Source organism: Methylibium sp. Pch-M (assembly GCF_004136295.1).
GTDB lineage: Bacteria > Pseudomonadota > Gammaproteobacteria > Burkholderiales > Burkholderiaceae_C > Methylibium > Methylibium petroleiphilum.
The window spans coordinates 3,345,323-3,366,388 of sequence record NZ_CP029606.1; the positions used below are offsets into that span (position 1 = coordinate 3,345,323).

Annotated in this window: 15 protein-coding genes; 8 read left to right on the top strand and 7 right to left on the bottom strand. The window is 70.0% G+C overall.

From position 1 onward, the window contains the following. The first annotated feature begins 70 nt into the window (after window positions 1-70). The 8 genes from C1M51_RS16150 (at window position 71) to C1M51_RS16185 (ending at window position 11,982) form a co-directional block, all read left to right on the top strand. On the top strand, window positions 71-4,024 hold the full coding sequence (locus C1M51_RS16150; RefSeq protein WP_129451397.1) for a PAS domain S-box protein: 3,954 nt from the start codon (window positions 71-73) through the stop codon (window positions 4,022-4,024). Continuing rightward, entirely contained in the window at window positions 4,021-5,112 is a 1,092-nt protein-coding gene (gene hemH / locus C1M51_RS16155) for a ferrochelatase (RefSeq protein WP_129451399.1), read from the top strand. The genes C1M51_RS16150 and hemH overlap by 4 nt, the downstream gene beginning before the upstream one ends. Next, the gene (locus C1M51_RS16160; protein WP_129451401.1) at window positions 5,109-5,522 is read left to right on the top strand and encodes an RNA-binding S4 domain-containing protein; all 414 of its coding nucleotides are present in this window, start codon (window positions 5,109-5,111) and stop codon (window positions 5,520-5,522) included. Before hemH ends, C1M51_RS16160 begins: the two co-directional genes overlap by 4 nt. A 138-nt stretch (window positions 5,523-5,660) precedes the next feature. After that, a complete protein-coding gene (gene grpE / locus C1M51_RS16165) occupies window positions 5,661-6,209 on the top strand; it encodes a nucleotide exchange factor GrpE (RefSeq protein ID WP_129451403.1) in 549 nt (182 codons plus the stop codon). 76 nt (window positions 6,210-6,285) lie between these two features. After that, window positions 6,286-8,247, top strand: a complete 1,962-nt coding sequence (dnaK, locus tag C1M51_RS16170; protein WP_129451405.1) for a molecular chaperone DnaK — start codon at window positions 6,286-6,288, stop codon at window positions 8,245-8,247. 79 nt (window positions 8,248-8,326) lie between these two features. Next, on the top strand, window positions 8,327-9,469 hold the full coding sequence (gene dnaJ, locus C1M51_RS16175; protein ID WP_011830087.1) for a molecular chaperone DnaJ: 1,143 nt from the start codon (window positions 8,327-8,329) through the stop codon (window positions 9,467-9,469). 85 nt (window positions 9,470-9,554) lie between these two features. Beyond that, on the top strand, window positions 9,555-11,276 hold the full coding sequence (locus tag C1M51_RS16180; RefSeq protein WP_129451407.1) for a phosphoethanolamine transferase: 1,722 nt from the start codon (window positions 9,555-9,557) through the stop codon (window positions 11,274-11,276). Continuing rightward, entirely contained in the window at window positions 11,263-11,982 is a 720-nt protein-coding gene (locus C1M51_RS16185; protein WP_242499800.1) for a phosphatase PAP2 family protein, read from the top strand. Before C1M51_RS16180 ends, C1M51_RS16185 begins: the two co-directional genes overlap by 14 nt. A gap of 10 nt (window positions 11,983-11,992) precedes the next feature. Here the strand turns inward: C1M51_RS16185 and kdpE are convergent, their stop codons facing one another. The 7 genes from kdpE to kdpF all read right to left on the bottom strand — a co-directional run bounded on the left by kdpE (window position 11,993) and on the right by kdpF (window position 21,062). After that, window positions 11,993-12,697, bottom strand: a complete 705-nt coding sequence (kdpE, locus tag C1M51_RS16190) for a two-component system response regulator KdpE (RefSeq protein ID WP_129451409.1) — start codon at window positions 12,695-12,697, stop codon at window positions 11,993-11,995. Then, window positions 12,694-15,414 carry a two-component system sensor histidine kinase KdpD gene (gene kdpD / locus C1M51_RS16195; RefSeq protein WP_129451411.1) on the bottom strand — a complete coding sequence of 907 codons (2,721 nt, stop codon included), beginning with the start codon at window positions 15,412-15,414 and terminating at the stop codon, window positions 12,694-12,696. The genes kdpE and kdpD overlap by 4 nt, the downstream gene beginning before the upstream one ends. Window positions 15,415-15,531: 117 nt before the next feature. Then, window positions 15,532-16,497 (bottom strand): magnesium/cobalt transporter CorA, encoded by a 966-nt coding sequence (gene corA, locus C1M51_RS16200; RefSeq protein WP_129451413.1) that lies wholly within the window; start codon window positions 16,495-16,497, stop codon window positions 15,532-15,534. A gap of 41 nt (window positions 16,498-16,538) precedes the next feature. After that, a complete protein-coding gene (kdpC, locus tag C1M51_RS16205; protein ID WP_129451415.1) occupies window positions 16,539-17,114 on the bottom strand; it encodes a potassium-transporting ATPase subunit KdpC in 576 nt (191 codons plus the stop codon). Between the two features lie 15 nt (window positions 17,115-17,129). Then, window positions 17,130-19,226 carry a potassium-transporting ATPase subunit KdpB gene (gene kdpB, locus C1M51_RS16210; RefSeq protein WP_129451416.1) on the bottom strand — a complete coding sequence of 699 codons (2,097 nt, stop codon included), beginning with the start codon at window positions 19,224-19,226 and terminating at the stop codon, window positions 17,130-17,132. Window positions 19,227-19,242: 16 nt separating this feature from the next. Next, a complete protein-coding gene (gene kdpA / locus C1M51_RS16215) occupies window positions 19,243-20,973 on the bottom strand; it encodes a potassium-transporting ATPase subunit KdpA (RefSeq protein ID WP_129451418.1) in 1,731 nt (576 codons plus the stop codon). Then, the gene (kdpF, locus tag C1M51_RS16220; protein WP_129451420.1) at window positions 20,973-21,062 is read right to left on the bottom strand and encodes a K(+)-transporting ATPase subunit F; all 90 of its coding nucleotides are present in this window, start codon (window positions 21,060-21,062) and stop codon (window positions 20,973-20,975) included. The genes kdpA and kdpF overlap by 1 nt, the downstream gene beginning before the upstream one ends. Window positions 21,063-21,066: the final 4 nt, after the last annotated feature.

Genomic DNA, 21,066 nt, shown 5'->3' on the forward strand with positions numbered 1-21,066 from the left:
ACCATCGCCGCCTCCGGGCGTGACGCTCCGCTACATTACGTTGCCTCTCCAACCGGTGACCGACCGCTGAATGAAATCGGCCCCAGCGCCCGCCGACGATGCCGAGCGCCTGCGCGTCCTGCACGAACTGCGCATCCTCGACACCGAGGTAGACCCCGCTTTCGCGGCGATCGCGCGGCTCGCCCAGCAGCACAGCGGCTGGACCGTCGGCGCGATCAGCCTGGTCGCCGCCGACCGCCAGTGGTTCCCCGCGTCGGTCGGCCTCGAGGTTCGCGAGACGCCGCGCAAGGTCGCCTTCTGCGCACACACCGTCCTCGGGAACGATGCGATGGAGGTCGTCGATGCGCAGCGGGACGAACGATTTGCCGACAACCCGCTCGTCGTCGGCGCCCCGCGCCTTCGTGCCTATGCCGCGGTGCCCGTGCAGGTCGACGGCCAACGGATCGGCACCGTCTGTGCGATCGACGCACGACCTGGGCGACTGCCCCCCGATGCCCTGGCCACCCTGCGCGATCTGGCGACGCTGACCAGTGCATTGCTTCAGGCGCGGCTTCAGGAACAGCGCTCGCGCCTGCAGGAAAGCCGCGTGCGCGGTGCGAGCCGCGCCGGCAGCGACTGGCTCTGGGAGACCGACGAGCACGGCACCATCAGCTGGGTGTCCGACAGCGTGGAAGCCCACACGGGTCACCTTCCCAGTCATGAGGTGGGCCGGTTCGGCCAGGGCATGCACCGCGCGCGCGACGATGAGCATCGCGCTTCCTGGGAGGCCCTGGTGGCCGCACGGGCGCAACGGCGGCCCTTTCGCAACGCCGTCGCCGATCGCGACGCGGCGCACGGCACGATCACGATCTCCACCAGCGGCGACCCGGTCTTCGATGCCACGGGACAGTTCAAGGGCTATCGCGGCGCCGCGCGCAACATCACCGAGGAACTGAACCGGCGCACCCAGGAACAGCGCACCCAGGCACTGCTGCAGGCGGCCATCGAAGGCGTCGCCGCCGGCGTGATGGTCAGCGACCCCAGCGGCCGCATCGTGCTGAGCAACACCGCCTGGCGCACCGGCATGCAGCGCTTCCTGCCCGAGTGGCCGTCCCACTGGCCGGATCTCGTCCACGCGCTGCTGCGGGCCGGCGCTTATCCCGACGCCAGCGGCCGTGAGGCCGAGTTCGCCGCATGGCGGCTCGGGCTCACGACCGCCGAGGGTCGCCAGCACGAGCTGCGCTTCGGCCAGCAGCACGTGCTGGTGACCGACCAGTTGCTGGCCGATGGCAGCGTCATTCACCTGTCGATCGACATCACGCGGCGGCGCCGCACCGAGCTCGAACTCGCCGAGCAGCAGGCCCGGCTCGGAGCCGTGCTGCGTTCACTGCCCGATCTGTGGTTCGTGATCGATGCCGAGGGCCGCCACGTCGAGTGCAGCGACGAACGGCACCCGAGCCTGCTTCGGCCTTTCGGGGAGTTGCGCGGCAAGCACTTCGCCGAGGCCGTGCCCGAACCGCTGGCGAGCCTGGCCATGCGCTCGATTGCCGAGGCGCTGCGCAGCGGCGAAGTGCAGCGAATCGAGTACGAACTGCCGACGCTGGACGGCCGGGTTCGCAACTTCGAAGCCCGCATCTCGCCGATGGGCGACGACCGCGTGCTGTACCTGACGCGCGATCTGACCGAATTGCGCCACCTGGAACGCAATGTCCAATTGATGCAGCGCGCGCTGGAGGCCGAGGCTGCCCTGCCGATGGTGGTCGCCGACGCCACCCAGCCTGATCTGCCGCTGATCTACGCCAACACCGCCTTCGAGCGCCTGAGCGGCCTGCCGCTCGACCAGGTGATCGGTCGCAACGGTCGCTTTCTGCAGGCCGGCGATCGCGACCAGCCCGGACTGACCCGGCTGCGCGAGGCGCTTGCCGCCGAACGCGCGTGTACCGTCACGCTGCGCAACCAGCGCGCCGACGGCACCTCCTTCATCAACGAGCTGCACGTGGCACCGGTACATGACGCGCTGGGCCGCGTGACCCATTACGTCGGCGTGCAGCACGACGTGACGGAGCGCAGCCGCGCCGAGCAGCAGCTCGCGCTCAGCGAGACGCTCTACCGCTCGGTGGCGGCGTCGATCACCGACGGCCTGCTGGTCATCGGGCCGGATCGCCGGATCGTCACCGCGAACCCGTCCGCCTGTACGCTGCTGGGGGCCCGCGCAACGACGCTGGCTGGACAGCGCCTCGGGCGCCTGGGCTACAAGCTGCTGGAGGAAGACGGGCGCCTGGTCGAGCACGACCGGCATCCGGTTCGCGAGGTGCTCCTGAGTGGCCGGAGTGCGCTCGACCGGGTGCATCGGCTGCGACGGCCGGACGGCAGCGAGCGCCTGCTGCGCCTGAACGTGCAGCCGCTGCGCGCCCATCCCGACGACAGCCGGCTTTCCTGCGTGGTGACTTTCCGCGACATCACCGCCCAGCGTGGCGCGGAGGCCGAGTTGGCCCAGGCCGAGGCGCGTTGGAAGTTCGCGCTCGAAGGCGCCGGCGACGGCATCTGGGACTACGACGAAGATACGCAACTGGTCTTCTACTCGCCGCGCTGGAAGGCCATGCTCGGCTACCGCGATGACGAGATCGGCACCTCGACCCGCGAGTGGTCGCGCCGCATCCACCCCGAGGATCGCCCGGGCGTGATCGACGCCATCCGGCGCTACCGCGCCGGCGAGATCACCGAATACCGCACCGAACACCGACTGCGCCACAAGGACGGCCAGTGGATCTGGGTCTACGAGCGCGGCAAGATCGTCGAGCGCCGGGCCGACGGCAGCCCGCGGCGCATCGTCGGCACGCACACCGACGTCACGCGCCAGAAGATGGCCGAACAGGCGTTGCGCGACAAGGCCGCAGCCGAGCTGGCGAGCCAGGCCAAGAGCGCATTCCTCTCGCGCATGAGCCACGAGATGCGTACCCCGCTGAATGCGGTGATCGGCTTCGCGCAGCTGCTGCGCAAGGACGACGCGCCCGGCGGCGCGCGCGTCGCCCAGTTCGGCGACCACATCCTGCAGGCCGGCGAGCACCTGCTGGCGCTGGTGAACGATGTGCTCGACCTGCAGCAGGTCGAGGAGGGCCGGTTGTCGATCCGGCTCGAATCGCTGCCTCTGCGAGCGGCGGTCGACGCGGCACTCGAGTTGATCCGCCCGCAGGCGGCGCAGCGCCGGGTGACGGTGTGCAACCGCATCGAACCGGACCTGTCGGTGCAGGCCGATCCGCAGCGCCTGCGGCAGGTGCTGCTGAACCTGCTGTCCAACGGCGTCAAGTACAACCGGGAGGGCGGCGAACTGCACTGTTCAGCCGTGCTCGACGGCACGATCCCGTACTGCACGCTGCTGATCGAGGACCAAGGCTTCGGCCTGGAGGCGGACGACCTTGCGCGGTTGTTCCAACCGTTCGAGCGCCTGGGCCGCGAGACATCGGCCATCGAGGGCACCGGACTCGGTCTGGTCATCTCGCGTCGGCTCGCCGAGGAGATGAACGGGCGCCTGTCGCTGAGCAGCCGCCCGGGGCACGGCACGCAGGCGCGGCTGGAGCTGCCGCTGCAGGCGCCCGTCGACCCGGCGGGTGATGCCGCGGCGGCGGACCTCGCTCCACCGCTTGCAGCGCCCCCCTCGACCGCCCTGCCGCTGCGCATGCTCTACGTCGAGGACAACCGCATCAACGCCATCCTGTTCGAAGAAGCGATCAAGCTGCGCGGCGGGATCGATCTGCGAATCGCCGAGGATGGCCCGGAAGCGCTGACAATGGCGGACGAATGGCAACCCGACGTGCTGGTCCTCGATGCCCACCTGCCCAGCACCACGGGCTATGACGTGCTGGCCGAATTGCGCCGCAGGCCGGACTTCGAACGCACACCGGCCTTCATGTGCTCCGCCGACACGATGCCGCAGGATCTGCAACGCGCGACCGACGCCGGATTCGCCGGTTACTGGACCAAACCGATCGACATCGACCGCGTGATGAACGACCTCGACGCCCTGCGCATCGCCGCCCGCTCATGAAGCATGCCCCCGAACCCGGGCACCGTCACGGCGGCGCCGAACGCTGCGCGATCCTGCTCGTCAACCTGGGCACGCCGGACGAACCGAGCGCCCCCGCACTGCGCCGCTACCTCGCCGAATTCCTGAGCGACCCGCGGGTCGTCGAGATCCCGCGCGCGGTGTGGCTGCCCATCCTGCACGGCATCGTGCTGCGGGTGCGACCCGCCAAGTCGGCCGCCAAGTACGCCAGCATCTGGACGGCCGAGGGCTCGCCGCTGAAGGTCTGGACCGAAAAGCAGGCCAAGCTGCTCACCGGCTATCTGGGCGAGCGCGGCCACCCGGTGCTGGTGCGCGCGGCGATGCGCTATGGCCAGCCCTCGGTGGCGAGCCAGCTCGACGCGCTGAAGGCCGATGGCGCGACGCGCATCCTCGTGCTGCCGCTGTACCCGCAGTACGCCGCCGCCACCACCGCCAGCGTGTTCGACGCCGTCTACGCCTGGGCCGCTCGCACCCGGCGCGTGCCGGAGCTGCGCTTCGTCAACCACTACCACGACGACCCGGGCTACATCCTTGCGCTCGGTCGCTGCATCGAGGATCACTGGATGCGCAACGGCCGCGCCGAGCGGCTGGTGCTCAGCTTCCACGGCGTGCCCGAACGCACGCTGCGCCTCGGTGATCCGTATCACTGCGAGTGCCAGAAGACAGCGCGGCTGCTGACCGAGCGGCTGGGACTGAAGCCGGAGCAGGTGCTGGTGACCTTCCAGAGCCGCTTCGGCAAGGCCAAGTGGCTGGAGCCCTACACCGAGCCGACGCTGGTGCAACTGGCGCAGCAGGGCATCCGGCGCGTCGATGTGGCCTGCCCCGGCTTCACCTCGGACTGCCTCGAAACGCTGGAGGAGATTGCGCAGGAAGCCCGTCAGGCCTACCTGCATGCCGGTGGCGAGGCATTCCACTACATCCCCTGCCTGAACGATCGGCACGAGTGGATCGCCGCGCTGAGCGACATCGCGATCCGCCACCTGCAAGGCTGGCCGACCCAGACGGCGCCGGATCCGGCGGCCCTGCAGGCCCAGGCCCTTCGGGCCCGCCAACTGGGGGCCCAGGCATGAGCGCCACCAGCCCGGGGGTTCGCCTCGACAAATGGCTGTGGGCCGCGCGCTTCTACAAGACGCGCAGCCTCGCCGCCGAGGAGATCGGCAAGCACCGGATCGAGGTCAACGGCGTACCGGCCAAGGCCTCGCGCGAAGTCCGGGTCGGCGACGAACTGCACCTGCGCCAGAGCGGTGGCCTGTCGCGCACGGTGATCGTGCGCGGCGTGTCCAGCATGCGCGGCCCGGCCCCCCAGGCCCAGGCCCTGTACGACGAGACCGCAGCCAGCCTCGCGAAACGTGAAGCCCGCGCTGCGCAGCAGCGCATCGCGCCCGAGCCCGCCCTCAGCATCGACCAGGGCCGCCCCACCAAGCGCGACCGGCGTCAGCTCGCCGACTGGGACCGCTGGAGCGCCGCGCTGGACAGGTAGCGCGGCCGGCAGGCTCCAGCCCGGGCATCGTCGCCGCACCGGGCGTCGCTGGGGCCTGCCACAGATCAAAATGCCCCTCTTGAAAATGCGGACTCCGGCCCAAGTTGCTGTCCGATCCCGCAGAAGCTCACCCTGAAAATGGAAAAACCTGAAGAAAATCAAGCACCTGGCGCGCCCGAACCGTCCTTTGCCGCGGACACGCCGGACTTGAGCACCACCCCCGCCGCATCGACGCCCGAGCAGCGCCTGGCCGAACTGGAAGCCAAGCATTCCGAGATGGCAGACGCCTACCTGCGCGCCAAGGCCGAGGCCGAGAACACTCGCCGCCGCGCCGAAGAGGAAATGAGCAAGGCCCGCAAGTTCGCGGTCGAAGGCTTCGCCGACAGCCTGCTGCCCGTGAAGGACAGCCTGGAGGCCGCCCTCGCGATCGAGGGTGCCACCGTCGAGCAGTTGCGCGAGGGCACGCACGCCACGCTGCGCCAGCTGGCCACCGCGCTGGAGCGCAACAAGGTGATCGAGATCTCGCCGCCGGCCGGCACCAAGTTCGACCCCCACCAGCATCAGGCGATCACGATGGTGCCGGTCGAGCAGGAGGCCAACACCGTGGTGGCCGTGCTGCAGAAGGGCTACCTGATCGCCGACCGCGTGCTGCGCCCGGCGCTCGTCACTGTCGCGGCGCCGAAATAACACCGCGCCCTCTTGAATCGACGGAAGTTATCCACAGCTTCCCAGCAACAGATTTCAGCTTGAAGGAGTTTTGACCATGGCCAAGATCATCGGCATCGACCTGGGGACCACCAACTCGTGCGTCGCCATCATGGAAGGCAATACCACCAAGGTGATCGAGAACAGCGAAGGTGCGCGCACCACGCCGTCGATCATTGCCTACCAGGAGGACGGCGAGGTGCTCGTCGGCGCTTCGGCCAAGCGGCAGGCCGTCACCAACCCGCGCAACACGCTGTACGCGGTGAAGCGTCTGATCGGCCGCAAGTTCACCGAGAAGGAAGTGCAGAAGGACATCGACCTGATGCCCTACACCATCGCCGCGGCCGAAAACGGCGACGCCTGGGTCGAGGTGCGGGGCAACAAGCTCGCGCCGCCGCAGGTGAGCGCCGAGGTGCTGCGCAAGATGAAGAAGACCGCCGAGGACTACCTCGGCGAGACGGTGACCGAGGCCGTGATCACCGTGCCGGCCTACTTCAACGATGCGCAGCGCCAGGCCACCAAGGACGCCGGCCGCATTGCCGGTCTGGACGTCAAGCGCATCATCAATGAGCCGACGGCGGCCGCGCTGGCCTTCGGCCTGGACAAGCACAACGACGGCAAGGGCGGCGACCGCAAGATCGCCGTCTACGACCTCGGCGGCGGCACCTTCGACATCTCGATCATCGAGATCGCCGATGTCGACGGCGAGATGCAGTTCGAGGTGCTGTCGACCAACGGCGACACCTTCCTCGGCGGCGAGGACTTCGACCAGCGCGTGATCGACTACATCATCGCCGAGTTCAAGAAGGAGCAAGGCGTCGACCTGAGCAAGGACGTGCTGGCGCTGCAGCGGCTCAAGGAAGCCGCCGAGAAGGCCAAGATCGAGCTGTCCAACAGCACGCAGACCGACATCAACCTGCCCTACGTGACGGCCGACGCCAGCGGCCCGAAGCACCTGAACATCAAGCTCACGCGCGCCAAGCTCGAGGCGCTGGTCGAGGAGCTGATCGAACGCACGATCGCGCCTTGCCGCACCGCCATCAAGGACGCGGGCGTTTCCACCAGCCAGATCAACGACGTGATCCTGGTCGGCGGCATGACCCGCATGCCCAAGGTGCAGGAGAAGGTGAAGGAGTTCTTCGGCCAGGAGCCGCGCAAGGACGTGAACCCGGACGAGGCGGTGGCCGTCGGTGCCGCCATCCAGGGCCAGGTGCTGGCCGGTGACCGCAAGGACGTGCTGCTGCTCGACGTGACCCCGCTGTCGCTCGGCATCGAGACGCTGGGCGGCGTGATGACGAAGATGATCACGAAGAACACCACCATCCCGACCAAGTTCGCGCAGACCTTCAGCACCGCCGACGACAACCAGCCGGCGGTGACGATCAAGGTGTTCCAGGGCGAGCGCGAGCTGGCCTCGGGCAACAAGATGCTGGGCGAGTTCAACCTCGAGGGCATCGCGCCGGCGCCGCGCGGCATGCCGCAGATCGAGGTGAGCTTCGACATCGACGCCAACGGCATCCTGCACGTCGGCGCCAAGGACAAGGGCACCGGCAAGGAAAACAAGATCACCATCAAGGCGAACTCCGGCCTCAGCGAGGAAGAGATCCAGAAGATGGTGAAGGACGCCGAGCTCAATGCGGCCGAGGACAAGAAGAAGCTCGAGCTCGTGCAGGCGCGCAACCAGGCCGACGCCATGGTGCACAGCGTGAAGAAGAGCCTCGCCGAGCATGGCGACAAGCTCGACGCCGGCGAGAAGGAGAAGATCGAGTCCGCGCTGAAGGACGCCGAGACCGCACTCAAGGGCGAGGACAAGGCCGAGATCGAGGCCAAGACCGAGGCGCTGATGTCCGCGAGCCAGAAGCTCGGCGAGAAGGTCTATGCCGACATGCAGGCGGCTCAGGCCGCGGCCGGTGCGGCAGCGGGCGGCAGCGAAGCGCCGGCGGCCGAGGCGACCGCATCGAAGCCGGCCGACGACAACGTCGTCGACGCCGAGTTCAAGGAAGTCAAGGACCAGAAGTAAGACGAGCCCACCCCGGTGAGCCTCCCCCGTGAGCCGTCATCGGCGCACGGGGGCTTTGCACATTAAGAAGGCAGCCCTCATGGCGAAGCGTGACTACTACGAGACCCTCGGCGTCGCCAAGAACGCCAGCGAAGAAGACATCAAGAAGGCCTACCGCAAGCTGGCCATGAAGCACCACCCCGATCGCAACCAGGGCGACGGGGCGAAGAAGGCCGAGGAGAGCTTCAAGGAGGCCAAGGAGGCCTACGAGATGCTGTCCGACGCGCAGAAGCGAGCCGCCTACGACCAGTACGGCCACGCCGGCGTCGACCCGAACATGGGCGGCCGCGGCGCAGGCGGTCCCGAGGCCTACGGCGGCTTCGCCGAGGCCTTCGGTGACATCTTCGGCGACATCTTCGGCCAGAACGGCCAGCGCCGCGGCCCGGGCGGCCAGCAGGTGTACCGCGGCAACGACCTCAGCTACGCGATGGAGATCACGCTCGAGGAAGCGGCGCGCGGCAAGGACACGCAGATCCGCATCCCGAGCTGGGACAGTTGCAGCACCTGCGACGGCACCGGCGCCAAGCCCGGCACCAGCGCGAAGACCTGCCCCACCTGCAGCGGCTCCGGCCAGGTGCATCTGCGCCAGGGCTTCTTCAGCATCCAGCAGACCTGCCCCAGCTGCCACGGCACCGGCAAGATCATTCCCGAGCCCTGCACGGCCTGCAACGGCGCCGGCCGCATCAAGAGCAACAAGACGCTGGAGGTCAAGATCCCGGCCGGCATCAACGAGGGCATGCGCATCCGCTCGGCCGGCAACGGCGAGCCCGGCACCAACGGCGGCCCGGCCGGCGACCTGTACATCGAGATCCGCATCAAGGCGCACGACATCTTCGAGCGCGACGGCGACGACCTGCACTGCACGATCCCGATCGGCATCGCGACGGCGACACTGGGTGGTGCGATCGAGGTGCCGACGCTGGGCGGCAAGGCCGAGATCGAGTTGCCCGAAGGCACGCAGCACGGCAAGACCTTCCGGCTGCGCGGCAAGGGCATCAAGGGCGTGCGGTCCAGCTACCCGGGCGATCTGTACTGCCACGTGGCGGTCGAGACCCCGATCAAGCTGACGGAACACCAACGCAAGCTGCTGAGGGAACTTGACGAGAGCCTGAAGAAGGGCGGCGAGCGCCATTCGCCGAATGCCAAGAGCTGGACCGACCGGGTCAAGGACCTGTTCAAGTGACCGAGAGCGGCCGGGCCTCCCCCGGCCGCCGCGCGGTGCCACGGCCTTAAGGCCCCGCTAATGCGGCGCCGGCACAGTCAGCCGGATGCTGTTGCCCCATTCGCTGCCCCGCGCCCCTTTCCTGCTCCGCCGGCGCAACGCCCCCGACACCGAGACCCATGCGGCCCCATCCCGCAGCCCGCTGGCCCTGGCCTGGTGGGTCTCGTTATGGATCGCCGGCCCGGCCAACTGGCCACTCTGGAAAGCCTTCGCGGGCCTGCCCGATGTCACCGGCACGCGCGGTCTGCTGTTCGGCATCGGATTCGGGCTGATGATCGCCGCAGCAATGGCCGCGTTGCTGAGCCTGCTGGCGTGGCGCCCGACCTTCAAGCCGGCCCTCACCGTGGTGCTGCTGACGGCGGCGGTGAGCGCGCATTTCATGGGCAGCTACGGCGTCGTCATCGACCCCACGATGATCCTCAATGTGCTGGGCACCGACGTGCGCGAGACACGCGACCTGCTCAGTCTGCGGTTGCTGGAATCGCTGCTGCTGCTGGCCGCGCTGCCACTGTGGTGGCTGTGGCGTCAGCCCGTCGACTACCGACGCTGGTCGGTGCGGGCGATCCGCAATCTGGCGGGCCTGGCAGGCGCGCTGGTGGTGCTGGCGGCGATGACGCTGCTGTGTTTCCAGGACCTGTCGGGAACGATGCGCAATCACAAGGAGCTCCGCTACCTTGTCAATCCGCTCAACGGCTTCTATTCGGTGGGCCGCGTCGCCTACGCGAAGCAGGCCAGGCCCGCCGGGCCGCCGATGCCGATCGGCCTCGATGCCCGCCCGCTGGCGCCGCTGGCCGGCCAGCGCACGCCGCTGCTGCTGCTGGTGGTCGGCGAGACCGCCCGCGCCGACCACTTCGCACTGAACGGCTATCCGCGCGATACCGACCCGGAACTGCGCGCGCTCGACGTGCTGAGCTTCCGCAACGTCACGTCCTGCGGCACCAACACAGCAGCGTCCCTGCCCTGCATGGTGTCGCACCTCGGCCGCACGGCCCACGAGGCGCGCTCGCACAACTACGAGAACCTGCTCGACCTGCTGCAGCACGCCGGCCTCGCGGTGCTGTGGATCGAGAACCAGGCAGGCTGCAAGGAGGTGTGCGATCGCGTGCCGCACACCCGCCCCGAGCAGCCGGCACCAGGCGCGACACCGCCCGACGCCCGCCTGTGCCCGAACGGCGAATGCCTGGACGAGGCGATGCTGCATGGACTCGATGCCCGCCTTGCCGCACTGCCGGCGACCCAGCGTGCGCGCGGCGTGGTGCTGGTGATCCACCAGATGGGCAGCCACGGTCCGGCGTACTCGCAACGCTCACCGGCCGATCGCAAGCGCTTCACACCCGAGTGCACGAGCACCGTGCTGCAGCAGTGCGACCACCAGCGGCTCGTCAATGCCTACGACAACTCGATCGCCTACACCGATCACGTGCTGGCGCAATCGGTGCGCTGGCTCCGGCAGCAGACCGCCAGCTACGACCCGGCGATGCTCTACCTGTCGGACCACGGCGAGTCGCTGGGCGAGAACAACCTCTACCTGCACGGCCTGCCCTACGCGATCGCGCCGCGCGAGCAGAAGCACGTGCCGATGATCGCCTGGCTGCCACCGCAGCGGCTGCAGGCCGACCGGCTCGACCTGGGCTGCCTGCGCGGCCGGCTCGACACCGCCTTGAGCCACGACAACCTGTTCCACACCGTGCTGGGTCTGGCGCGCGTGCGGTCTGGCGAGTACCAGCCCGCGCTCGACGCGCTGGCCCCCTGCCGTGCCGCGTCCTGATGTCGCGCGCCTGTCGGGCGCACAACGTGACCTGTTGCTCGCGCTGGCCGGGCTGGCGCTGTTGATGCTCTGGGACAGCAGTGGCCTCGACATGGCGCTGCTGCGGCAGGTCGGCGATGCCGACGGATTCGCCTGGCGCAACCATTGGCTGACCGCCGGGCTGCTGCACCAGGGCGGTCGCTGGCTCAGCGTGGCGCTGTTCGTGCTCACGGTCGCGATCACGCTGCGCCCCTTCGGTCCCTGGCGCGGCGCCACGCCACGCGAACGCCTGTGGGCCCTGGGCATCACGATCGTCTGCCTGGTGCTGATCCCGCTGCTCAAGCGTCACAGCCTCACCAGTTGTCCCTGGGAGCTGCAGGAGTTCGGCGGCGTGGCGCGCTACGTCTCGCACTGGCGCTTCGGCATCGGCGACGGCGGTCCGGGCCACTGCTTTCCCTCGGGCCACGCCTCCGGCGCGTTCTCCTTCCTGGCACTGGCCGTCCTGCTGCGCACGCGGCGCCCCGCGGCGGCGCGCGCCGTGCTGATCGCGCTGTGCGCGGTTGGCGCCGTGTTCGGCCTCGCGCAGATGGCGCGCGGCGCGCACTACCTGAGCCACACGCTCTACACCGCGTGGCTGTGCGCCAGTCTGACCGCGTTGTCGTGGCAGGCGCTGCAGCGGCCGGCATCGCGGGCACTGCCGCTGCCGCACCACCGGCCAGCGGACTGAGCCGGAGCCTTCAGCCCATCGCCCGGGTCACGAAGCGATAGCCGACGCCGGTCTCCGTGAGCAAGTGCTCCGGCCGCGCCGGGTCGGCCTCCAGCTTGCGCCGCAACTGGCTCATGTAGATGCGCAGGTAGTGGCTGTGCTCCACCGCGTTCGGGCCCCAGACCTCGCGCAGCAGCTGCCGGTGCGTCAGCACCTTGCCGGTGTTGGCGATCAGCAGCGTGAGCAACCGGTACTCGATCGGCGTCAGGTGCACCGGTTCGCCGTCGCGCGCCACGACGCGTGACGCAAGGTCGACATCGACTGCGCCGAAGCGAACGTGCACGGCCCCGGTGTCCGAGACGCCCTGCGCGCGCCGCCGCGCCACGCGCACGCGCGCCAGCAGTTCGCCGACACCGAAGGGCTTGGTCAGGTAGTCGTCGGCGCCGGCATCGAGCGCGGCGATCTTGTCGGCCTCGTCGGCGCGTGCCGACAGCACGATCACCGGCACCTGCGACCAGGCCCGCAGGTCCTGCAGGTAGCCGACCCCGTCGCCGTCGGGCATGCCGAGGTCGAGCACGATCAGGTCCGGCCGCCGCGTACCGGCCTCGACCAGTCCCTGCCTGAGGGTCGCCGCATCGAACACCAGCCAGCCCTCGCCCTCCAGCGCGATGCGCACGAAGCGGCGGATCTGCGGCTCGTCCTCGACGATGATCGCGGTGGGCGCGAGATCGCTCATGGCAAGGCACCGTCGAGTGCGGCGTCCCCCGTCACGGCCTCGGGCTGCGGCAGCGCCGGCGGCGTGCCGAGCGGCAGGCTGAAGCCGAAGTTCGCGCCCGGCCGCTCGGGCGGGCCGTCGCCACGGCCGGCGCGAATGTGGCCGCCGTGCGCCTCGACGATCGCGCGGCAGATCGCCAGGCCCAGGCCCACGCCCGCGGTGGCCGACTCGCGCTCGCCGCGCACGAACTTCTCGAACAGCGCCTCCTCCCGGCCGGCCGGGAGGCCGGGGCCGCGATCGCTCACGCTGACGACCAACTCCTCGCCCTGCACCCGGGCGCTGATCGTCACCACGCTGCCGGAGGGCGTGTACTTCGCGGCGTTCTCCAGCAGGTTGCACAGCACGCGCTCGATCAGCGCCGCATCGAAGCACACCAGCGGCAGGCCGTCCGGCAGCTCGGTCCGCACCGGGTGGCGCACCAGGGCCGGGCCGAGCGAGCGCAGCGCGCTGCCCACCACCTCCTCGATCGGCTGCCACTGCCGGTCGAGCTGCACCGCGCCGCTCTGCAGTCGCGCCATGTCGAGCAGCTTGCCGACCATCGCGTTCAGGCGCCGCGCCTCCGCGCCGAGTGCCCGCGCCATCTCCTGCGCCTCGCCCTGCGTGCCGTCGACCAGGGTGTCGGCCAGGCCGTAGAGCGCCGCCAGCGGCGTGCGCAGGTCGTGCGACAGCGCCGACAGCAGCGAGTTGCGCAGGCGCTCCGACTCGATCTGCACCGTCGCCTGCTGCGCCACCTCGACGTAGTGCACGCGTTCCAGGGCGATCGCGGTCAGCACCGCAAAGGTCTCGAGCTGGCGGCGCTGCTCGGGAACCAGCAGCAGCCGCGGCTGCGTGGGCTGCAGCGCCAGCACGCCGCGCGAGCGCATCGGCGCCTTCAGCGGCAGGTAGAGCCAGGCGGTGCCAGGCAGGGTGTCGGTGCCGAGCCCGGCCGCGTCGCCGTGGTCGAGTACCCACTGGGCCGTGCCGAGGTCCAGGCCGGGCGCATCGGCGCCGCTGCGCGGCCACTGCAGGCGACCCGCGTCGTCCTGCAGGAAGGTGCGCGCACGGCCGCGGAATTCACGTTCGATCGCCTGTTCGGCCGTGTGGACGACCTGGTCGGTCAGCAGCTCACCCGACAGGTCGCGAGCCAGTTCGAACAGCGCCCGCGAGCGCGCCTCGCGGTGCGTTGCGACGCTGGCCTGGTAGCGCAGGCCGGCGGTGAGCTGACCGGTGAGCAGCCCGACCACCAGCATCACCGCGAACGTCAGCAGGTACTGCACGTCGGACACCGCGAACGACAGCTGCGGCGCGACGAAGAAGAAGTCGAAGGCGGCGACGTTCAGGAAGGCCGCCAGCACCGCCGGGCCGCGGCCGAAGCGCAGCGCCACGCCCACCACCGCGAGCAGGAACAGCATCACGATGTTGGCGAGCTCGAACACCGGCTGCAGGGGCAGCGCCACCAGCGTGGTCAGGGCGCAGGCCGCCGCCGCCCAGAGGTAGCCCTCGGGCCGGCCGGGCGCGAGGCGGCCTTCGCCCTGGCGCTCGCGCGGCGCCGGCATGGCGTGTCGCTGGCCTTCGCCGACCTCGATCAGGTCCACGTCGGGCGCCAGCCGCGCCAGCCGCTGCGAGAAGGTGTCGCGCCGCCACCAGGGGCGTTCGCGGTTGTGGCCCATCAGCAGCTTGGAGAGGTTGTGCTCGCGCGCATGCGCGGCCAGCGCGGTCGCCACATCCTGCGCCGACAGCACCGCCGTGACCGCGCCCAGCTCGCCGGCGAGCTTCACGGTCTGCAGGATGCGCTCGCGCTGCGCGGCGGGCAGGCGCTGCAGCGCCGGTGTCTCGACGTAGACCGCGTGCCAGGCCACCGCGAGTTGCTGCGCCAGGCGCGCGGCACTGCGCACCACGTGGTCGGAGTCGTCGCGCGGCCCGATGCAGCACAGCAGCGCGGCCTCGGTCTTCCACACCGGCGCGATGGCCTGCTCGACGCGATAGGCCTGCACGTCGTCCTCGACGCGGTCGGCGGTGCGCCGCAGCGCCAGCTCGCGCAGCGCCATCAGGTTGCCCTTGCGGAAGAAGTGCCCGACCGCCCGCTCCGCCTGCGCCGGCAGGTAGACCTTGCCGGCCTTGAGCCGCTCGATCAGCTCGTCGGCCGGCGTGTCGACCAGCACCACCTCGTCGGCGCGGTCGAAGAAGGTGTCGGGCAGGGTCTCGTGCACGCGGATGCCGGTGATGCCGCCCACCACGTCGTTCAGGCTCTCCAGGTGCTGCACGTTGAGCGTGGTGTAGACGTCGATGCCGGCATCGAGCAGTTCCTCCACGTCCTGCCAGCGCTTGGGGTGGCGCGAGCCCGGGACGTTGGAGTGGGCCAGCTCGTCGACCAGCAGCAGTGCAGGCCGGCGCGCCAGCGCGGCGTCGAGGTCGAACTCCGGCAGCGCGCGGTCGCGGTGGCGCACCCAGGCCGGCGGCAGCAGTTCCAGGCCGTGCAGCAGTGCCTGCGTCTCGGCGCGGCCGTGCGTCTCCACCACCCCGGCCAGCACGTCGACGCCTTCGTCGCGCAGCTTGCGCGCCGCCGTCAGCATGGCGCAGGTCTTGCCGACCCCGGCCGACGCCCCGAAGTAGATGCGCAGCCTGCCGCGCGCGGCCCGCGCTTCGTCGTCGCGAAGTTGCCCCAGCAGTTGGTCAGGATCGGGCCGCGATTCGGTCATACGGCACCCACGCCGCCACGTTGCCTCACCCGCAGATGCCGCAGGTCCGGCTCCGGCGGCCCGCCGGCGTCGCTCCGTGGAGGGGGAGCGATGCAGCCGCAACGGGGACGGTCGTCCTCACAGCCAGCCCGACCGCCGGAAGCGCCACCACACGAAACCGCAGGTCGACGCGATCAGCGCCAGCGCCAGGGGGTAGCCCCACTTCCACTTCAGCTCCGGCATGGAGTCGAAGTTCATGCCCCAGATGCCGGCGAAGGCGGTGGCTACCGCGAAGATGCCGGCCCAGGCCGCCAGGCGCTTGGTGACCTCGCTCTCCTCGATCGCCACCATCGACAGGTTGACGTGGATCGCGGTGCCCACCGTGTCGCGGATCGACTCGATGGAGGCGTTGATGCGCGTCAGGTGGTCCACCACGTCGCGGAAGTACTCCTGCGTGCCGGCGCACATCTGCGGCACCCGGCCGCCGTGCAGCTTGGCCGCCGCCTCCAGCAGCGGCGCGACGGCATGCTTGAGCACCATCACGCGGCGTTTCAGGTCGTAGAGCCGCTCGATGTTGGTCCGCGCCGTGCCCTTGACGAAGATCTGCTCCTCGATGGTCTCGAGCTCGGACTCGAGCGTGTCGATGATGGGGAAGTAGCGGTCGACCACGGCGTCCATCAGCGCGTACAGCACGAAACCGGATCCGCGCTTGAGCAGGTGCGGCTCGCGCTCGCAGCGGTCGCGCACGCCGAGGAAGCCCTGCGTGCTGCGGTTGCGCACCGACAGCACGTAATTGGGCCCGACGAACACGTCGACCTCGCCGACGTTCAGGTCCTGGCCCACCGCCTCGACGAGATGCAGCACGGCGAACATCGAGTTGCCGTACTCCTCGATCTTGGGACGCTGGTGGCCGTGCCGGGCGTCCTCGACCGCGAGTTCGTGCAGGCCGAACTCCTGGCGCATCTCCTCCAGCTCCTCGGTGCTGGCGTCCTGCATCGCCACCCAGACGAAGCAGCCGGGCCGCGAGATGTAGTCGCTGATCTGTTCGACGGGCAGGTCCGCGAGCTTGCTGCCGTCCTGGTAGGCCACGCAATTGATGAGCATGGGCGATTGTGCTTCGCGCGCGACGGCCCCGGAAGGACCCCTCAGGGCCGCCGCCCGTCCAGCGTCAGGTTCAGCGCCAGGACGTTGACGCGCGGCTCGCCGAGGAAACCGAACCACCGGCCCCGGGCATGCCGATCGATGAGCGCCAGGACCTCGGCTTCGCTCAGGCCGCGCGCCCGGGCCACCCGAGCGGCCTGGTAGCGGGCGCCGGCGAGACTGATCTCCGGATCGAGCCCGCTCGCCGAGGCCGTGACCAGATCGATCGGGATCGGCAGGGTGTTGCCGGGGTCCGCCGCCCGGAGCGCCACGATGCGCGCCTCGACGGCCTGCAGCAGTGCCGGATTCGACGGCCCCAGGTTCGATCCTCCGGAGGCCTGGGCGTTGTTCGGCGTCGGCATGGTGGCCGACGGACGACTCCAGATGTAGCGGACTGCACCGAACGGCTGGCCGATCAGCGACGAGCCGATGGGCCGCCCATCCCGGAACAGCAGGCTGCCGGCCGCCTGCGCCGGGAACAGCGCCTGGCCGAGCCCGGTGACGAGCAGCGGGTAGACGACGCCGGTCAGCAGCGTCAGCGCGAGGAACAGCACCAGCGAGGCGCGCAGCAGGGTTTTCATGTCGAACTCTCCGTGTCAGACCCAGTGCGTCGCACCCAGCAGCAGGTCGATCGCCTTGATGCCGGCGAAGGGCACCACCAGCCCGCCCAGGCCGTAGACCAGCACGTTGCGACGCAACAGCGCGGCCGCGCCGATGGCGCGGTAGGCCACGCCCTTCAGCGCGAGCGGGATCAGGAACACGATCACCACGGCGTTGAAGATCACCGCCGACAGGATGGCCGACGACGGGCTGGCGAGATGCATCACGTCGAGCGCCTGCAAGGGCGGGTAGGTGCTGGCAAAGGCCGCCGGGATGATGGCGAAGTACTTCGCCACGTCGTTGGCGATCGAGAAGGTGGTCAGCGAGCCGCGCGTCATCAGCAGTTGCTTGCCGGTCTCGACGATCTCCAGCAGCTTGGTCGGATTGGAGTCGAGGTCGACCATGTTGCCGGCCTCCTTCGCGGCCTGCGTGCCGGTGTTCATGGCCACCGCCACGTCGGCCTGGGCCAGCGCCGGCGCGTCGTTGGTGCCGTCGCCGGTCATCGCCACCAGCCGCCCTTCGGCCTGGTAGTCGCGGATCAGCTTCAGCTTGGCCTCGGGCGTGGCCTCGGCCAGGAAGTCGTCGACACCGGCCTCGGCTGCGATCGCCGCCGCGGTGAGCCGGTTGTCGCCGGTGATCATCACGGTGCGGATGCCCATGCGGCGCAGTTCGGCGAAGCGCTCCTTGATGCCGCCCTTGACGACATCCTTCAGTTCCACGACGCCGAGCACGCGTGCGCCCTGCCCGTCGGACTGCGCCACCAGCAACGGCGTGCTGCCCCGGCGCGCCACCTCGTCGGCGATGCGCTGCACCTCGGCCGGGAAGTGGCCGCGCTGCGCCTCGACCCACTGGCGGATCGCCTCGCCCGACCCCTTGCGCAGCTGCCGCGCAGCGCCGTCGATGGTGCAGTCCACGCCGCTCATGCGGGTCTGCGCACTGAAGGGCACGAAGCTCGCGCCCAGCGCCGCGAGCTCGCGCTCGCGCAGCCGGAACTTCTGCTTGGCCAGCACCACGATGCTGCGCCCCTCGGGCGTCTCGTCGGCGAGCGACGCGAGCTGGGCCGCATCGGCCAGCACCGGCTCGCTCACGCCCGGCGCGGCGAGGAAGGCCGAGGCCTGCCGGTTGCCGAGCGTGATGGTGCCGGTCTTGTCCATCAGCAGCACGTCGACGTCGCCGGCCGCCTCGACCGCGCGCCCCGAAGTGGCGATCACGTTGGCCTGCATCATGCGGCTCATGCCGGCCACGCCGATGGCCGACAGCAGTGCCCCGATGGTCGTCGGGATCAGGCAGACGAGCAGCGCGACCAGCGCGGTGATCGTTACCGCCGTGCCCTGCTTCGCCGTCTCCACGGCGAAGATCGACATCGGCAGCAGCGTCACCACGACCACCAGGAACACCAGCGTCAGCGTGACCAGCAGGATGTTCAGCGCGATCTCGTTCGGCGTCTTCTGGCGTTTCGCGCCCTCCACCATGGAGATCATGCGGTCGAGAAACGCCTCGCCCGGGTTCACCGCGATGCGCACCACCAGCCAGTCGGACAGCACGCGCGTGCCGCCGGTCACCGATGCGAAATCGCCACCGGACTCGCGGATCACCGGTGCGGATTCGCCGGTGATCGCGCTCTCGTCGACCGAGGCCGCGCCCTCGATCACCTCGCCGTCGAGCGGGATGGTGTCGCCGGCCTCCACCAGCACCACGGCGCCCCGGCGCAGTTCATCGGCCGGCATCGGATGCCATGACGACCCATGGCGCGGCTGCTCGAGCTTCTTCGCGATGCCCTTGCGCTTCATGCCGCGCAGCGAGGCGGCCTGGGCCTTGCTGCGGCCCTCGGCCAGCGCCTCGGCGAAGTTGGCGAACAGCACGGTGAACCACAGCCCCGTGGCCACCGCCAGGATGAAGACCGGCGGTGCCTCGCCGGCACCGAGCAGCGCCTGGACGCCCAGCCCGGTGGTCAGCAGGCTGCCGACGTAGACGACCAGCATCACGGGATTGCGCCACTGCACGCGCGGATCGAGCTTGCGGAACGCCGCCCCGATGGCCGGCCGCAGCAACACCGGGTCGAGGAGCGCGAGGGAGGTCCTGTCGTTGTTCATGGGGTTCTCCGCGGGCTCAGCGCGCCGCGGCCTGCATCAGGTGCTCGACCACCGGACCCAGCGCCAGCGCCGGCACATAGTTCAGCAACCCGACCAGCAGCACCGCGCCGATCAGCAGCACGACGAACAGCGGCCCGTGGGTGGGCAGCGTGCCGACCGTGACCGGCAGGCGCTTCTTGGCTGCCAGGCTGCCGGCGATCGCCAGCACCGGCACGATCACGCCGAAGCGGCCGCACCACATGGCCACCGCGAGCAGCAGGTTGTAGAACGGCGTGTTGGCCGACAGGCCGGCGAAGGCGCTGCCGTTGTTGTTGGCCGCGGAGCTGAGCGCGTAGAGGATCTCGGTGTAGCCGTGCGGTCCCGGGTTGCCCAGCCCCGCCGGGCCGGCGGGGGCGGTGAGCGCGATGGCCGTGCCCAGCAGCACCAGCAGCGGCGTGACGAGGATGACGACGGCCGTCATCTTCATCTCGTAGGGCTCGATCTTCTTGCCCAGGTACTCCGGCGTGCGGCCGATCATCAACCCGGCGATGAAGACGGCCAGGATCGCGAACACCAGCATGCCGTACAGGCCAGAGCCGACGCCGCCGAACACCACCTCGCCGAGCTGGATCAGCAGCAGCGGCACCGCGCCGCCGAGCGGCATGAACGAATCGTGCATCGCATTCACCGCGCCGCACGAGGCCGCGGTGGTGATCGCCGCGAACAGCGCCGAGGCCGCGATGCCGAAGCGCGCCTCCTTGCCCTCCATGTTGCCGCCCGACTGCAGCGCGCTCGCCACCGGGTCGACGCCCAGCGCGGCCAGCTGCGGATGGCCCCGCTGCTCCAGGCTCGTGACGGCGACGACCGCCAGCACGAACATCACCGTCATCGCCGCCAGCAGCGCGCCGCCCTGGCGTACGTCGCCCACCAGGCGACCGAAGGCGAACACGAGGCCGGCCGGGATCAGGAAGATCGCCAGCATCTGCGCGAAGTTCGACAGCGGCGTCGGGTTCTCGTAAGGGTGCGCCGAGTTGGCGTTGAAGAAGCCGCCGCCGTTGGTGCCGATCATCTTGATCGACTCCTGCGACGCGACCGGGCCCATCGCCAGCGTCTGCGGGGTGCTCGCCGCGCCCTCCAGCGTCGACACGTCCTGGTAGGGCTGGAAGTTCTGGATCACGCCCTGGCTCACCAGGAAGACCGCGAACACCAGCGACAGCGGCAGCAGCACGTAGGCGGTGATGCGCGTCACGTCGACCCAGAAGTTGCCGATGGCCGACGACGAGCGCGCCGCAAAGCCGCGGATCAGCGCGAAGGCCACCGCGATGCCGGTCGCGGCCGACAGGAAGTTCTGCACGCCGAGCGCGAGCATCTGCGTCAGGTAGCTCATCGTCGTTTCACCGGCATAGCCCTGCCAGTTGGTGTTGCTGACGAAGCTGACCGCGGTATTGAGTGACGAGTCGGCGCCGACGCCGGGCAGTCCCTGGGGGTTCAGCGGCAGCCCGCCCTGCAGCCGCTGCAACGCATAGACCGCCAGCGCGCCCAGCGCATTGAAGGCGAGCAGCGCGAGCGCATAGGCCTTCCAGCCCATGCCGGCTGCAGCGTCGATGCCGGCCGCGCGGTAGAGCGCCGTCTCGACACGACAAAGCGGCGCGAACCCCTGCGGCAGGCGCCCTTCTGCCACAGCGGCGAGCCAGCGGCCCAGCGGCCAGGCCAGCAGCATCAGCAGCGCGAGGAAGACCGCGAGCTGGATCCAGGCTTGCGAGTTCATCAGAAGTCCTCGGCCTTCAGCAGGGCATGCAGCAGGTAGGCCAGCAGGCCGGCGGCGACCGCGCCGCCGAGCAGGTAGAGGCCGCTCACGGCC

Bases quoted from the DNA above. Each gene is read 5' to 3' on its own strand.
- dnaK (WP_129451405.1), top strand. From the start codon at position 6,286: ATGGCCAAGATCATCGGCATCGACCTGGGGACCACCAACTCGTGCGTC.
- kdpD (WP_129451411.1), bottom strand. From the start codon at position 15,414: ATGACCGAATCGCGGCCCGATCCTGACCAACTGCTGGGGCAACTTCGC.
- kdpE (WP_129451409.1), bottom strand. From the start codon at position 12,697: ATGAGCGATCTCGCGCCCACCGCGATCATCGTCGAGGACGAGCCGCAG.
- kdpB (WP_129451416.1), bottom strand. From the start codon at position 19,226: ATGAACAACGACAGGACCTCCCTCGCGCTCCTCGACCCGGTGTTGCTG.
- kdpA (WP_129451418.1), bottom strand. From the start codon at position 20,973: ATGAACTCGCAAGCCTGGATCCAGCTCGCGGTCTTCCTCGCGCTGCTG.
- dnaJ (WP_011830087.1), top strand. From the start codon at position 8,327: ATGGCGAAGCGTGACTACTACGAGACCCTCGGCGTCGCCAAGAACGCC.
- corA (WP_129451413.1), bottom strand. From the start codon at position 16,497: ATGCTCATCAATTGCGTGGCCTACCAGGACGGCAGCAAGCTCGCGGAC.
- hemH (WP_129451399.1), top strand. From the start codon at position 4,021: ATGAAGCATGCCCCCGAACCCGGGCACCGTCACGGCGGCGCCGAACGC.
- C1M51_RS16160 (WP_129451401.1), top strand. From the start codon at position 5,109: ATGAGCGCCACCAGCCCGGGGGTTCGCCTCGACAAATGGCTGTGGGCC.
- grpE (WP_129451403.1), top strand. From the start codon at position 5,661: ATGGAAAAACCTGAAGAAAATCAAGCACCTGGCGCGCCCGAACCGTCC.
- C1M51_RS16150 (WP_129451397.1), top strand. From the start codon at position 71: ATGAAATCGGCCCCAGCGCCCGCCGACGATGCCGAGCGCCTGCGCGTC.
- C1M51_RS16180 (WP_129451407.1), top strand. From the start codon at position 9,555: ATGCTGTTGCCCCATTCGCTGCCCCGCGCCCCTTTCCTGCTCCGCCGG.
- kdpC (WP_129451415.1), bottom strand. From the start codon at position 17,114: ATGAAAACCCTGCTGCGCGCCTCGCTGGTGCTGTTCCTCGCGCTGACG.